Origin of the sequence: Hymenobacter sp. BT188, from assembly GCF_014333585.1 — a bacterium.
Taxonomy (GTDB): domain Bacteria; phylum Bacteroidota; class Bacteroidia; order Cytophagales; family Hymenobacteraceae; genus Hymenobacter.
This window is the reverse complement of sequence record NZ_JACSCW010000001.1, coordinates 921,611-935,889: the sequence shown is the minus strand read 5'-3', so window position 1 is coordinate 935,889 and position 14,279 is coordinate 921,611. Positions and strand designations below refer to the sequence as shown.

Below are 14,279 nucleotides of genomic sequence, written 5' to 3'. Positions count from 1 at the left end.
CCAAGTATTTACCAGAAAGTTATGGCGGCTCAACTGAGCTGACTATCCCATTGCGTGAAAACAGGTACAGTGCGGCTCATTCGTAAGTAGATTATCAAGCGGCGTTTTTTCTACGGAAGGGTCGCCGGATCAACTACGGATTTTGCCCCCCAGCAGCGTACAAAAGCGAACTACGGCTTTAGAAAAGCTGTATTATAACTACATTCTGAGGTTTCCATCCCACTACTTATTTTACAACGATGGTCACTTTATCTCTTTCCACATTGCAATCCAATTGGTGGCTGGTGGCCCTGCGCGGCCTCGGTGCGGTTGTGTTTGGGTTGCTCACATTTCTGCTACCGGGCATCACGCTTTTAGTGCTGATAACCATGTTTGGCGTGTTTTGCCTTTTCAATGGAGTGTTAGCCATTGCTTCCGGGATTCGGCGTCGCAACACAGAACGTCACTGGTGGACTCTCATTCTGGAAGGGTTTATCAGTATGCTAGCTGGCTTGGCGACGTTGATTTGGCCCGGCATTACTTCCCTGGCCTTACTTTATTTTGTGGCATTTTGGTCTATAGCTACGGGCATTCTGCAAGTATTTACGGCTATTCGCTTGCGCAAGCAGCTAACCGGCGAGTGGATGCTGATTTTGGGCGGCTTGCTCTCCGTCGCTTTTGGTTTGCTGTTGGTGTTTGCGCCCGTATCCGGCGCCTTGGTCATCACGTGGTGGATTGGCGCTTTTGCTTTCGTGTACGGTATTATTCTCTGCATTCTAGCCTTTCGCCTACGAAAGCAGCAAGCACGCCAAACAACGACAACTTCAACTCCTCCCTCTTCTTCCGCCTCCCCTACAGCCGTGTAGCGGGGGGCTTTTTTTAAGGTGAGAGCACAACTAGGCATATAGCAAACTGATGCCTAGTTGTGCTTTTTATTAATGCCCTCTGGCCAGCAGCACTACCCCCGCCACTATCAATCCGACGCCTAGCACCTGGCCCAGCGTAATCTGCTCCCGCAGCACCAACCAGCCTAGCAAAGCGGCAACCGCTACGGAGCCACCTACAATGATGGGCGTCCCCACCGAGGCCGGAGCCCCTTTGGTAAACACGTAAAACGTCAGAATCTCGGCGATGCCCACACTCAATCCGGCCAGGCAGGAATACAGCACACCAGTGTGGGAAATACTCACTACTTGCCTCGTAGACTTGATATAAAGCAATAAAAAGCCCCCCACCGCCGCCGCCACAAGTTGGAGCAGCACGGCGCCAGCCACCTGATGGATACTACCAGAGGCTAGCTTAATGAAGAAGTTGTAAAGCCCCAGGCAGAAAGCCGTGATGACAGCCAGCAGAAGCCAATTCATGAATGCTGGCTTAGGTCAAGCGGTGTAATAAGTCTTTCTGAGTATGCTGCCAGTCTTCGGCGGCCTCATTTTTAGACCACATCTCCTGTAGCTCCGATTTTTTGGCCACGGCCTGCACGGCTTGCTGCGCCATCTCACGTAGGTCGGCGCTTTCGCTGGCGTCCAGCTTCTTTATTACCGGGATTAAATCAGCAGGGAAATCGCGGGAGGGCTTGCCTAGAATGGCAGCCACAATTTCGGCCGCTGCCAAGGCTTCGCTGGCTGCATCACCGTCAATATGATCTTCCTCCTCAGCTACGGCGACTAACGCTTCGAGCAGTTTGGCCTCATTATGATTATCGCGGAAGTCTTCGGCGAAGTCGGCCGCCGCGTCGTTGTCGAAGTTGTAGTAGCCCCAGGTTCCCATGTTGTATCTAGTTAAAATTAATAGCCTGCACGGTAGATTTACCGCATGGACTTCTTTTTTGTTATCTGGATCGGTGGTGTTTTTGCCCTATTTATTTACAGAATGGTTAAGCATATTCGTAATGCAACCAAGCTGAGAAATGAAGGGCTTAAAGCTTTAGGAACAGTTGTAGGCTTTAAAACACGCTGGGGTAGAACAACTACTGTACACCCACGCATTCAGTTTATAACCCAAATAGGTGAGGTCGTTGAGGTAGAAGGGCACACAGGAATTGCTATTCCTCTACAGCGTAAAGGCGAAAAGGTTACTATTTACTATGAAGCCGATAATCCCAAAAATTTCGCTTTAGATTCAGAGTTTGAGCGGTCTTCCCCCTATCTGATGATCATCTTAATTGTGATAATGGTTGCCATTTTTATTGGTTACTATGTCACGCAATGAGTGTAAGATTTACTTAAACTTCTCCTTCAGAATCTCCAGCTCCACGGCCGGCGAAATTTTCTCGTAAAGGATGTGATACGCCGCATTGGTAATCGGCATGCTTACCTTTAGCTTTTTATTCAATTCATAAATACTCTTGACGGCATAGTAGCCCTCGGCCACCATGTTCATCTCCATCTGCGCCGACTTCACTGAGTACCCGCGGCCCACCATGTTGCCGAACGTGCGGTTGCGGGAGAATTGGGAGTAAGCCGTTACGAGCAGGTCGCCGAGGTAGGCGCTGGCGCTCAGGTCGCGCTGGTTGGGGCTGAGGGCGTAGAGAAACCGACGGATTTCCTGCACCGCATTACTTACCAATACCGCTTGAAAGTTGTCGCCGTAGCCAAGGCCGTGGGCAATACCGCAGGTCAAAGCAATGATGTTTTTCATCACGGCGCAGTACTCTATACCATCGAGGTCGATGGCAGGATGCGCCTTCACATAGCGGTTGCGCAATAGCTGGCAGAAGTCTTCAGCCAGCTCCAGATCGGGGCCGCCGATGGTAAGGTAGCTTTGCTTTTCGAGGGCAACTTCCTCCGCGTGGCAAGGGCCGGCTACCACGCCCAACTGCTCCACATCAAGCCGAAAACGCTCGACCACATAGTCAGTCACCAGCACGTTTTTGCCCGGAATCATGCCCTTAATGGCGGAGATAACACGCTTGTCGCGAAGGGAGTCGCGGTCTAGCTTGTCGAGGGCACTCTGCACGAAGGCGGCGGGCACCGCTAGCACCAGCCAATCGGCATCGTCCACTACTTCCTTCAAATCGGTGGAGGGGAAAACACGGTTTAGATCAAAGGCCACCGACGATAAGTAACGCGGGTTGTGACGAGTGCGCAGCAGGTGTTGTACATCGTCTTTCGAGCGCAGCCACCAGCCCACTTGGGCCCCATTCTCAGAAAGTATTTTCGTTAAAGCAGTGGCCCAGGAGCCGCCGCCGATCATGGCTATTTTTTCCACCAAACAAACGTGTTGGAAAGCGCGGTAGCGCCTTCTTTAGTTAAACGACCTAAACCGACCTTGCATCCAAACACAGGTGCAGCAGCGGCAAACCTTGTCGCAAGGACGAGTTTAGACAAAAAAAATGAGAGGCTGGGGTAAAAAAGCCCCCCAGCCTCTCATTTGCTTACTAATATAGCCTTTTAAGGTTGCTTAATCAGCATCGGCTACTTCTTCTTTCAGGGCCGCCTTGTTGATGGACTTGGCATCTTTCACGACCACTACTGCGCCGTCTTTCAGCTTCTTATGCACAGTAGCATAGGGGCCGCTGGCTACTTCATCGCCGGCTTTCAGGCCGCTAAGAATTTCGATATTTGTGATGTCGCTGATTCCGGTTTTTACGGGCACCATGACGGCCTTACCATCACGAATTACGAATACCACTTCCTGTACATCGGTCGGCGCAGCCTTGGCAGTTTCTTCTGCATTGCCCCCACCACCACGGCCTACACGCACCTTCGGACCATCTTCTTTTTCGGGGCCGGCAATGGCAGAGCTGTCCGTTTTGGTGGTTACGGCGTTGAGCGGCACACTTAATACATTGCTTTTGCGGTCGGTGATAATATCGACGGAAGCAGTCATACCGGGGCGGAACGGGACGATAGTACGGCCACCAACATTGCGCACCAGGTGCTGATAGGATTCGGGCACCAGACGGATACGTACCTCAAATTCGGTAACGGCTTCGGCCGTCAGCGCGTCTTTGGCCGTGTTGGCCACGCTGGTCACGATGCCCCGGAATTTCTCGTCCTTGTTGGCGTATGAGTCTACATCCACATTTACCGAGTCGCCCAGGTTCACGTCGATGATTTGGTTTTCGTTTACGTTTACCCGAACCTCCATGGAGTTGAGGTCGGCGATGCGCATTATTTCGGTACCGGCCATTTGCGACGTGCCTACCACCCGCTCACCGCGCTCCACGTTCAGCTTGCTGACGGTGCCGCTTACGGGAGCGTAAATGGTGGTTTTCTCCAAGTTGCGGCGGGCCTCATCCAGCGATGCCTGCGCACTGGCGACCCCAGATTGCGCGCCGCGTATGCTCTGGCGGGCGCTGTTTATTTCTTCCTGGCTGGCATCGTAGGCCGCTTTGCTGGCCTCGTAATCGGCCTGAGAAATCACTTTCTGCTTGTAGAGCGAAGCGTTCCGACGATAAGCCAGTTCCGTTTGCTTGGCATTCGCCATCAGCTGCTGAAGCCGCGCCCGGGTCTGGCCAACATTGGCCCGCTGGGTGTTTACGGTCGCCGACTGCATGTTTACCATGGCCTGGTAGTTATCGGGCCGGATACGTAGCAGGAGCTGGCCTTTTTTCACTGAGTCGCCTTCGGCCACATACAGCTCCGTGATTTCACCCGATACGTCGGGCGAGATTTTTACTTCTGTTTCGGGCTGCACTTTGCCCGAGGCACTTACCTTTTCTACGATAGTAGCTAGCCCAGCTTTAGCCGTAATGACTTCGGTACCAGCAGGCTGGCCTATCCATCCCTGCTTCTTGGCCACCATGTACCCGGCTATTAATAACACCAGTACTCCCAGCAGAATGTATAGTAAGCGGTTGTTTTTCATGTTCGAAAAGAAGTCCAGCGTAGGGAAAGAGAAGGCAAATAAATCAATTAATACTAAAGAAAGGGCGACCCTGTAGTTGGTTTTCTATGGCTGTCTTACGCTGGAGCTTCGCACGGCCTTTTTTTCCATCTATTTCACCCGCGCTGAGGGCTTTCCGACGGCTGGGGGGCTTTTTTTGCCCCATTGCTTTGCAGCCTAAGCGCGAACTCCAACTTGCTTATAAAGTCAGTGGGTTGCCTTGATAAAAGTCTAACACCTTCCGACGGAATATAAACTCATACTTCGCCTGAATCATGCTCGACTCGGCTCCGTTGAGGTTGTTCTTGGCGATGTTGAACTCCGTGCCGTTCAGTAAGCCGTTATTGAAGCGAATTTCAGCATTGCGGTAGGCGGTGGTCAGGGCTTGAACCTGACGGCTGGCCGAGGCAAACCGGCGCTGGGCTGCCAACGCATCGGCGTAGGCCTGCTGAATGGTTTGCTGTAGCTGCAAGCGCGTCTGGGCTGCTCGTAGCTCGGCCTGCTTCACCGCAATCTGGGAGCGCTGCACGTTGGTCCGGACCTGCAAACCGTTAAGAATGGGGATTTGCAGTGAAAACTGAAGTGCCCGTCCCAAGTTGTCTTTCAACTGATTGCTGAAGGACGAAGCCAGAATATCAAAGTTGGGCTGCCGGGGTGTGAGCACCGCGAAATTGGTGAGTTGGGGCTGCCCAGTCAGAGGATCAAACTGGAATACGGGCAATCGACCTGCCTCCGTAGAGTCGCCGGTGAGTACGCGTGACTGGCGTGCCGAGGAGAAACCAGAGAAGATGCTGGCGCTAAAGAACAAACGCGGGTAATAAGCCCCCCGGGCCACTTCAACACCGCGAATAGAGCTTTGCACGCGCAGGTCGGCCGCTTTTACTTGAGGCAGAAAGCCCTGCGCCGTTTGGTACACAGCTACCGGATCGAGGGTGAGCTGCTCCTCTTCATCGGGATCGGGTAGATTGGGGGCTTCGATTTGCAAAGTTGCAGCGGCGCTTGGGTCCAGGTTGAGTAAAATAGCCAATTGCAAGCGTGAGATATCGCGCTGATTTTGCGCTGTCACCAAGTTCAGCTCATCGGAAGCCAGCTGGGCTTGCGAGTCGAGCAGGTTGCTTTCGGCTACGCTACCTGCGGCGAGCAACTTCTTGGTACGATCTACCTGCTGCTGGGTGGTGTTTACGCGCAGCTCGTTGGTGCGCACTAGCTCCTGGTTGAGCACCAGTTGCAGAAACGCTGCCGCTACGTCCAGCGACAAGTCATTGCGCGCCTGCTCGATATCGGCTAGGCTGGCTTGATAGTTAAGTACATTACGCTTGATTGTATTGCGAATCTGAAACCCCGAAAACACCGTGATCTGCGAGTTGGCCGAGAAATTATTGGCCCGCGTTGTCTGATTTTGAAACTCGAAGGTCAGTGGGTTAACGCTGGTGCCATAGTTCCAAACCTGGGTACCACTGGCATTGGCGGTGGGCAGTATGGCTGCCCGGCTCTGGCGCAGATCAGCATCCGAAAGCTGGGACGAAAGCGTGCTTTGGCGCACATTCAAGTTGTTCTGCACGGCGTAATCCACGGCGCGTTGTAGCGTCCAAGGGCCGCTAGGCACAGATGCTGCCATCGTGCCGGCGGGCGGCTGAGCGGGTGTAGTCGTTTGAGCCAGCCCTGGTACGGCCAGCAACAACCAAGTGCTTGCCCCCACGGCAGCCACCCGATAGAAGAGCGGAGTACGAGTTCGTTTCATGTGTTTTTGGTCTTGATGACGTAAGAGTTTGCCAACTAGTACATTAGGCTTCGCCTAAAGGTGAATATGCGCGCGATCTGGGCCCCAATATAATAAAAGGTACTATGCAACACAAAGTACCGATGTTAGTATCTGTTAAAATATGGTTATCGCTTTTCGGGGGGGCTTTTTTAGCCCCAAATACCGCTTATTCCACGGTGGGAATGTAGGTAACCTGATGAACCCAGCTTAGCTGGCGAAGGTATTCGAGGGTAATTGGCTTAATGCCCGAGTCCATTTCGATGAACTGGCGGGCCAGATCGTTGCGGCCTTTGCGCGAAACGAACATGGTAGCGATGTTGCAGTCGTCGTGAGCAATGACGGAGGCGATAAAAGCAATGGAGCCCTGCCGGTCGTCGGCGTCCACGATGAGCGTATGCAGAGAGGCAGAGAAGTCGGCCGGAAAACCATCGACCTCTACTATGCGAATGACACCCCCGCCCCTGCTCTGGCCAATTACTTCGGTGGAGTGGCCGGTGCGCTCATCGCGCAGCTGCACCTTTATTGTGTTGGGGTGCATCGTTGAGGCATTGCCAACACTCTGAAACGTGTATTGCAAGCCTGCTTCCTTGGCGTGGTCGAAGGCATCACGAATGCGCTTGTCGTCGGTGGCGTAACCCAGCAAGCCGGCCACGATGGCGCGGTCGGAGCCGTGACCTTCGTAGGTGCGGGCGAAGGAGTTGTAGAAGGTGATGGTAGCGTGCGTGGGCAACGACCCCAGAATGCGAATTGCGGCACCCGCGATGCGCACTACTCCGGCCGTGTGCGAGCTGCTGGGCCCAATCATCACTGGTCCAATCATATCAAAAATGCTGCTTTTCTCGGCCATAATAGCGGTAAAAGTAGATGTTTCGGTCGGGAAAACAACGGTTGGTTTGCCCCGGCACGGTGGAGCTGGCCGGGGGGCTTTTTTAGGTCTTATGGATATAGATACCAGTAAGAGCCGAAGAGTTGCCTGCCCTGCCAGCTTTCAATAGCTTTTTCGTTCTTTGCAATGCTTACCGCCTCTCTCCCTCCCATGGAAACGCCCCCCAATCAGTCCGAATTCACACCTCAGGTGCTGGAACAGCTCCGACGCCTGCAAACCAAATATGCCGCCGACGGCCAGGACCTCGCCTCCTACCTCGAAGGCCTCTATTATGCGGATTACGTTAACTACTGGGACTACATCGAGCTCGATACGCTGCTGAGCTTACAGCGCCCGCTCACCCAGATTCCGGACGAGCGTATTTTCATCATGTATCACCAGATCACAGAGTTGTACTTCAAACTCTGCCTCTGCGAGTACGAGCAGATCGGTGAATTGCAGCAGCCCACCGTGGGCGAGTTGGTGCTGCGTATCAACCGCATCAACCGCTACTTCGAAAATCTGATCGACTCGTTCGACGTGATGGTGGACGGTATGGACAAGCAGCAGTTTCTGCAGTTCCGCATGGCCCTGATGCCGGCCTCCGGCTTCCAAAGCGTGCAGTACCGCATGATTGAGTTGGCCTCCACTTCGCTTGATAATTTGGTAGATAAGGAGAAACGCCGCCTGCTGGGCGAAGCCGCCGCCCACGACGAGCTGATGGGCTGCATTTACTGGAAAGCCGGTGCCACCATCGAAGAGTCGGGCGCCAAAGCCCTGACGCTGATTCAGTTCGAGGAAAAGTACACCCAAACCCTCCACGACCACGCTGCCCACTACCGCACCCGCAACGTGTGGACCGTGTTGGAGCGCCTGCCCGCCGAAGATCAGCGCCACCCGCGGCTGGTGCGCGCATTGCGCCAGCTCGACGCCAACGTAAACGTGAACTGGCCCCTGATGCACTACAAATCGGCCGTGCGCTACCTGGAGCGCGACCCCACCGCCATTGCCGCTACGGGCGGCACCAACTGGAAGAAATATTTGCCCCCCAAGTTCCAGCGCCGCATCTTTTATCCGCAGCTTTGGACGGAGCAGGAGTTAGAAGAATGGGGCAAGGCATGGGTGGAGGAAGTGTTGGGAGAGGAAAGGGTATAAAGATGAATCTTAGGATCTCGCATTATAGAAAACGAATCGGCCGCCGTTCTTGCTTCCTGAGCAAGAACGGCGGCCGATTCGTTTTTTAGCAAATACTACAACTGAGCCTTCGCGCCGCTGCCTACTTTAAAAGCAGCCTGCGTATTTTCCCAGGCCATCGTTACAGTGCCGGCTTTATCAGCCTTGATGGTGAACTGCTCCACAGGTTGAGCGGTCTTAGTGGGCTTCACTTTTACGCGCAGGGCATCCTGCTTTTCGTCGTACTTGAAGGCGCCCCACTGATCAGCGGTTTTGTTGAAGATAATGGTCCACTCCTGCTCGGTGGGGATGGTGAACAGGGCGTATTTGCCGGCGAGCAGCGCCTGACCATTGATGGTGACAGCTTTGGAGGTTTCAAACGTGGTGGCTTCGTTGGCACCCGTGCGCCACACTTTGCCGTAGGGCTCCAACTCCCCAAAAATCTTGCGCCCCTTCATGGAAGGGCGGCTGTAGTTGATAGTGATTTTAGCGTCGCCGACGGTAGTAGATACAGTAGCGGGCGGACTGGGACGCTTGCTTTTGTCTTCCGGGGCTTTTTTGGTGGTAGTCTGGGCAACAGCGCTGCCCGCAAACAGCAGCATGACCCACACAAAGAGGAGCAGAAATTTGGGAGGGGAGGTTTTCATACGGTTTTAAGTGGTTAGGGTGAATACTGTGCCTACACAACCAACTCAGCAGGCTTTGTTTTAAACGAAGCCCTGATTGTTAGGGTATGGATGAGTAAGCGGAAGGACGCGTTATTCGTCAACAGGTTGTCGTCGAAGACACCTAAATTCTTGCTTACCCGAATGGTATCTGTAGCCCAAAAGCATAATCAAGCGTATCGTTGGGAGGCTGGGGGGCTTTTTTGAGCTTATTGGCCGTATTCCATCGAAACCGCAAACCAGCTACCTTCCCACTCTGGAGCTGGTATTCTTACTCATTTTTAACTTTTCTGTATGACCTACGTCGCTAAACCGGACCGCTACACGTCCACCATGCAATACCGACGCTGCGGCCGCAGCGGGCTCAAGCTGCCGGCCGTGTCGTTGGGCTTGTGGCAGAACTTCGGCGACGTAGATGTGCTCGACAACTTCCGGGCAACCCTGCGCCTGGCCTTCGACCACGGCGTGACCCACTTCGATCTGGCTAATAACTACGGTCCGCCGCCCGGTACGGCCGAAACCAACTTTGGCCGCATTCTGAAGGAAGATTTCCGGGCTTACCGCGACGAGCTGATCATCTCCACCAAAGCCGGCTACACCATGTGGGATGGCCCCTACGGCGACTGGGGCTCCAAGAAGTATCTTGTTTCCAGCCTCGACCAAAGTCTAAAGCGCATGAAGCTGGATTACGTGGACATTTTTTACCACCACCGCCCCGACCCCGACACGCCCCTGGAAGAAACCATAGCCGCCCTCGACCTGATTGTGCGTCAGGGTAAAGCTTTGTACGTGGGCATTTCCAACTACCAGCCCACCGAAGCAGCCCAGGCTATCAAGCTCCTGCGCGAATTGGGCACGCCCTGCCTGATTCATCAGCCCAAATACTCCATGTTTGAGCGCTGGGTAGAAGACGGTTTGCTGGATTTGCTGGAAACAGAAGGCGTAGGCTGCATCCCGTTTTCGCCCCTGGCCCAGGGACTGCTGACAAACAAATACCTGCACGGCATCCCAGCCGATTCGCGGGCCGGGCGGGGAGGCCCCTCACTCAAGGAAGACCAGCTCACGCCCGAGCGCCTCGACCAGATCCGCCGCCTGCACCAGCTGGCCCAGCAGCGCAACCAAAGTCTGGCGCAAATGGCCCTGGCCTGGGTGCTGAAAGATCCGCGCGTAACATCGGTGCTCATCGGCGCCAGCCGCCCCGCCCAGCTCCAGGACTCGTTGCAGTGCCTGCACAGCCCCGAGTTCAGCACGGAGCAGCTACGCACGATTGAGGAAATATTGGGGTAAAAAAGCCCCCAATTTTTATTCGCGGCGTTTTAGAACGTCATGCCGAGGCGGAGCCAAAGCATCTCGCGTGCAGTCGTTGCAATGCAATGGCGGTCATGCTGAGCCTGTCGAAGCATCTCTACTGACTAGTAAACTCAACGAAGCGGTAGGGATACTTTGACTCCGCTCAGCATGACGTTCTATTATGCTGAATAGTACTCCCACATCAGCACGCGAGATGCTTTGGCTCCGCCTCGGCATGACGTTCTGGGGGGCATTTCTTACAAATTCATTTGACAATATTCTATGGCTGCTACCCTTTTTAGCCCGCTCCGTTTGCGGGAAGTTGAGTTGAAAAACCGCATTGCGGTGTCGCCCATGTGTCAGTACTCCTCTGAGGATGGGTTTGCAAACGACTGGCACCTGGTCCACCTCGGCAGCCGGGCCGTGGGTGGCGCTGGCCTGATCATATTTGAAGCCACAGCCGTATCGCCCGAGGGCCGCATTACGCCTGATGATCTGGGCCTTTGGAAAGACGAGCACATTGCTGGCTTGCAGCGCATCACATCGTTTATCACCGCGCATGGCGCCGTACCGGGTGTGCAACTGGCTCATGCCGGCCGCAAAGCCAGCATCAGCAGCCCCTGGAAGGGCAACCAGCCGGTTCCAGCTACCGAAGGCGGCTGGCAGACGGTGGCGCCCAGCGCTCTCCCCTTCCGCCCCACCGACCCCACGCCGCTCGCCCTGGATGAGGCTGGTTTGCAGAAAGTGATAGACGACTTTCGGGCTGCTACCCGGCGGGCGCTTACTGCTGGTTTTAAGGTTATCGAAATTCACGGGGCCCACGGCTATTTGCTGCACGAATTTTTCTCGCCCCTGAGCAACCAGCGCACCGATAATTACGGCGACTCTTTTGAGAATCGTATCAGGCTGCTCCTGGAAGTAACGGCGGCCGTCCGCGAAACCTGGCCCGCAGAGTACCCACTTTTTGTTCGCATTTCGGCTACCGATTGGGTCGAGGGCGGCTGGACTATCGATGATTCCGTGGCGCTGGCCCGCGAGCTGAAAAATTACGGCGTGGACCTAATTGATGCCTCAACTGGGGGCAACGTGCCAGATGCCAAGATTCCGGCCGGACCTGGCTACCAGGTAGAGTTTGCTGGGCGCATTCGTCAGGAAACCGGCATGCCTACGGGTTCTGTGGGCATTATTACCACGGCCGAGCAGGCAGAGGAAATTCTGGCCAGCGGCCAAGCCGATCTGGTGCTGCTGGCCCGCGAGTTTCTGCGCGACCCTTATTTCCCACTGCACGCGGCTCAGAAACTTGACGTGGATTTGTCTTGGCCAGTGCAATATGAGCGCGCCAAACGGAAGTAGTGTTTGATTCACCTCCTGTCACTATCTGTGAAAGTGCACTGTTTAAGCGCAGATCAAAAACACCAATGGTTCATGCTGTGCGCGGCCTGAACTATTGGTATCCAATCCTTATCAATTACTTCCACTTATAAAAAAATAACGTTGGGCAGTTCGTTAACCACAACTTCCTTTCACCACTTTACCTTTGCCTCATCTAGTGGAGCCTAAACCGTTCGCTCCGCACCTAACATTGAACGCATTTGGGCGCTTCGCTGTCAGGCACACATCACTAATTGGTTTAAAGGTTAACTCCCTTTCGCCCTTATGTTCGACAAAAAAGAGATAGAAGTGCTGCTTCCGCCCGAAGTAGCCTACGACGAATTTGCCCGCTACCGCGCCCTGCTTAATGCAGTAGGCGCCCAGCCTGGCGAAGCCGATTTTGTGCATCTGCGCAAGCGCTCTATTGATGCGCGCGGCCGCCAGCCCCTCGTGCGCCTGCGGGCCGATGTGTGGTTTCAGCCACCACCCGCCGACATTTTTGGCCCCTGGTTTACGTATTCTGATGTAAGTCAGGCCCGCCGCTCGGTTATTATTGTCGGGGCTGGTCCGGCCGGCTTATTTGCCGCTTTGCGAGCCATTGAGCTGGGAATCAAGCCCATCGTGCTGGAGCGCGGCAAGGATGTGCGCACCCGCCGCCGCGATTTGGCCGCGTTGAACAAGGACCACGTTGTGAATCCCGACTCCAACTACTGCTTCGGCGAGGGCGGCGCGGGTACTTACTCGGATGGCAAGCTCTACACCCGCGCCACCAAGCGCGGCGACGTAGGCCGTATCCTCCGGCTGCTGGTGCAGCATGGCGCCACCCCGGATATTCTGGTAGACGCTCACCCCCACATCGGCACCAACAAGCTGCCCCAGGTAGTAGCCGCCTTGCGCGACTCCGTTATCCAAGCTGGCGGCGAAGTACGCTTCGAAACGCGGGTGGACGATTTAATCTTAGAGAAAAACCACCTACGCGGGGTTATTACGGCCACGGGTGAAGCAGTGGAGGCCGACGCGGTTATTCTAGCCACCGGCCACTCGGCCCGCGATATTTACGAGCTTTTGCACCGCCGCGGTGTGCGCGTGGAGGCTAAGCCTTTCGCGCTGGGCGTGCGGGTGGAACATCCGCAGGCCCTCATCGACCAGGCTCAGTACCGCCGGCAGGACCGTGGGCCGCTGCCGGCAGCGTCGTATTCATTGGTGCACCAAACCCAGTGGCGCGGACAGCAGCGGGGTGTGTTTTCGTTTTGTATGTGTCCGGGGGGCTTTATTGTGCCTGCTGCTACGGCTCCCGGCGAGGTGGTCGTGAACGGCATGTCGCCGAGCCGCCGCGACTCGCGCTTTGCCAATTCGGGTATTGTGGTAGCCGTGGAGCTGGAAGAAATGGATCTGAAGCGGCACGGTGCGCTGGCTGGTTTGCGCTTGCAGCAGGAAATTGAGCAGCGCGCTTGTGCACTGGGGGGCAATTCGCAGGCTGCCCCAGCCCAGCGCTTGGGCGATTTTCTGAAAGACAAGCTTTCACCCGAATTGCTGGAAACTTCTTACCAACCGGGTTTGGTATCGGTGCCGATGAGCCAAGTGCTTGGTATTGGTCTTACCGACCGTTTGCGTCAGGGCTTTAAGGCGTTTGGGCAGAAGATTCCCGGCTACGCTACCAACGCAGCCCAGATCGTGGGTGTGGAAAGCCGCACCTCCGCTCCTGTTCGCATCCCCCGCGACCCAGCTACCTTGCAGCACCCGGAAATTACGGGCCTGTTTCCCTGTGGTGAAGGTGCGGGCTTTGCGGGTGGCATCGTGTCGGCGGCTATGGATGGGGAGCGGTGCGCGGAGGCTGTGCTGGCGGTGTTAGCTTAAAAATGCCCCCCAGCTCAGCTTTTACCGTATAAATCAGAATAACAGCTCCGCTGTTTAGTTCTACCTATCTCATTAAACGGCCGCGCTACGCGGTTCCCACTATATGAAAAAGACTCTCGTACTCGGCGCCAGCGATAACCCTGCCCGCTACGCCTATAAAGCTGTTCACTCCCTGAAGCGCCACGGCCATGATGTAGTGCCCGTAGGCTTGCGCAAAGGCCAGATTGCCGGCATCGACATCCACACCGACCGCCCCACCGACTCCGAAATAGATACGGTAACGCTGTACGTCGGGCCGCAAAATCAGCATACCTGGTACGATTACATTTTGGATTTGAAGCCCAAGCGCATCATTTTCAATCCCGGCACCGAAAACCCGGAGCTGGAGCGCATGGCCCATGAGCGCGGTATTCAAACCGAAGAAGCCTGCACCTTAGTGATGCTGTCAGTCGGGAATTACTAGTACATTGATGAACTAAAAAAAGCC

At 55.0% G+C, this 14,279-nt stretch carries 14 protein-coding genes; 7 read left to right on the top strand and 7 right to left on the bottom strand.

The annotated features are described in order from the left end of the window. The first annotated feature begins 239 nt into the window (after window positions 1-239). A complete protein-coding gene (locus H8B13_RS03710; RefSeq protein ID WP_187309456.1) occupies window positions 240-845 on the top strand; it encodes an HdeD family acid-resistance protein in 606 nt (201 codons plus the stop codon). Between the two features lie 69 nt (window positions 846-914). Here H8B13_RS03710 and H8B13_RS03705 read toward each other — a convergent pair whose 3' ends face one another. Together H8B13_RS03705 and H8B13_RS03700 are read right to left on the bottom strand one after the other, a co-directional pair. Beyond that, the gene (locus H8B13_RS03705; protein WP_187309455.1) at window positions 915-1,343 is read right to left on the bottom strand and encodes an EamA family transporter; all 429 of its coding nucleotides are present in this window, start codon (window positions 1,341-1,343) and stop codon (window positions 915-917) included. Window positions 1,344-1,353: 10 nt separating this feature from the next. Continuing rightward, entirely contained in the window at window positions 1,354-1,749 is a 396-nt protein-coding gene (locus tag H8B13_RS03700; protein WP_187309454.1) for a DUF4259 domain-containing protein, read from the bottom strand. A 45-nt stretch (window positions 1,750-1,794) separates the two neighbouring features. Here H8B13_RS03700 and H8B13_RS03695 point away from each other — a divergent pair, with 45 nt between their 5' ends. Beyond that, on the top strand, window positions 1,795-2,190 hold the full coding sequence (locus tag H8B13_RS03695) for a DUF3592 domain-containing protein (protein ID WP_187309453.1): 396 nt from the start codon (window positions 1,795-1,797) through the stop codon (window positions 2,188-2,190). A gap of 9 nt (window positions 2,191-2,199) precedes the next feature. Here the strand turns inward: H8B13_RS03695 and H8B13_RS03690 are convergent, their stop codons facing one another. The 4 genes from H8B13_RS03690 to sdaAB form a co-directional block, all read right to left on the bottom strand. Continuing rightward, window positions 2,200-3,189 (bottom strand): NAD(P)H-dependent glycerol-3-phosphate dehydrogenase, encoded by a 990-nt coding sequence (locus H8B13_RS03690; protein ID WP_315985101.1) that lies wholly within the window; start codon window positions 3,187-3,189, stop codon window positions 2,200-2,202. 192 nt (window positions 3,190-3,381) lie between these two features. Then, window positions 3,382-4,791 carry an efflux RND transporter periplasmic adaptor subunit gene (locus H8B13_RS03685; protein ID WP_187309452.1) on the bottom strand — a complete coding sequence of 470 codons (1,410 nt, stop codon included), beginning with the start codon at window positions 4,789-4,791 and terminating at the stop codon, window positions 3,382-3,384. 217 nt (window positions 4,792-5,008) lie between these two features. Next, complete coding sequence (locus tag H8B13_RS03680; protein ID WP_187309451.1) at window positions 5,009-6,550, bottom strand: TolC family protein; 1,542 nt, start codon at window positions 6,548-6,550, stop codon at window positions 5,009-5,011. 187 nt (window positions 6,551-6,737) lie between these two features. Continuing rightward, window positions 6,738-7,418: an L-serine ammonia-lyase, iron-sulfur-dependent subunit beta gene (gene sdaAB / locus H8B13_RS03675; protein WP_187309450.1), complete on the bottom strand. Its 681-nt coding sequence runs from the start codon at window positions 7,416-7,418 to the stop codon at window positions 6,738-6,740. Window positions 7,419-7,607: 189 nt separating this feature from the next. Here sdaAB and H8B13_RS03670 point away from each other — a divergent pair, with 189 nt between their 5' ends. Beyond that, window positions 7,608-8,591 carry a tryptophan 2,3-dioxygenase family protein gene (locus H8B13_RS03670; protein WP_187309449.1) on the top strand — a complete coding sequence of 328 codons (984 nt, stop codon included), beginning with the start codon at window positions 7,608-7,610 and terminating at the stop codon, window positions 8,589-8,591. Between the two features lie 95 nt (window positions 8,592-8,686). Here H8B13_RS03670 and H8B13_RS03665 read toward each other — a convergent pair whose 3' ends face one another. Next, window positions 8,687-9,256 (bottom strand): DUF2911 domain-containing protein, encoded by a 570-nt coding sequence (locus tag H8B13_RS03665; RefSeq protein WP_187309448.1) that lies wholly within the window; start codon window positions 9,254-9,256, stop codon window positions 8,687-8,689. Window positions 9,257-9,568: 312 nt separating this feature from the next. On the opposite strand from H8B13_RS03665, the gene mgrA reads away from it, so the two are divergent. From mgrA to H8B13_RS03645, 4 genes are all read left to right on the top strand, one after another. Then, on the top strand, window positions 9,569-10,561 hold the full coding sequence (gene mgrA, locus H8B13_RS03660; protein WP_187309447.1) for an L-glyceraldehyde 3-phosphate reductase: 993 nt from the start codon (window positions 9,569-9,571) through the stop codon (window positions 10,559-10,561). Window positions 10,562-10,846: 285 nt separating this feature from the next. After that, window positions 10,847-11,917 (top strand): NADH:flavin oxidoreductase/NADH oxidase, encoded by a 1,071-nt coding sequence (locus H8B13_RS03655; RefSeq protein ID WP_187309446.1) that lies wholly within the window; start codon window positions 10,847-10,849, stop codon window positions 11,915-11,917. A gap of 303 nt (window positions 11,918-12,220) precedes the next feature. Next, window positions 12,221-13,792, top strand: a complete 1,572-nt coding sequence (locus H8B13_RS03650) for an NAD(P)/FAD-dependent oxidoreductase (RefSeq protein ID WP_187309445.1) — start codon at window positions 12,221-12,223, stop codon at window positions 13,790-13,792. Between the two features lie 103 nt (window positions 13,793-13,895). Then, a complete protein-coding gene (locus H8B13_RS03645) occupies window positions 13,896-14,255 on the top strand; it encodes a CoA-binding protein (protein ID WP_187309444.1) in 360 nt (119 codons plus the stop codon). The last annotated feature ends 24 nt before the right edge of the window (window positions 14,256-14,279 follow it).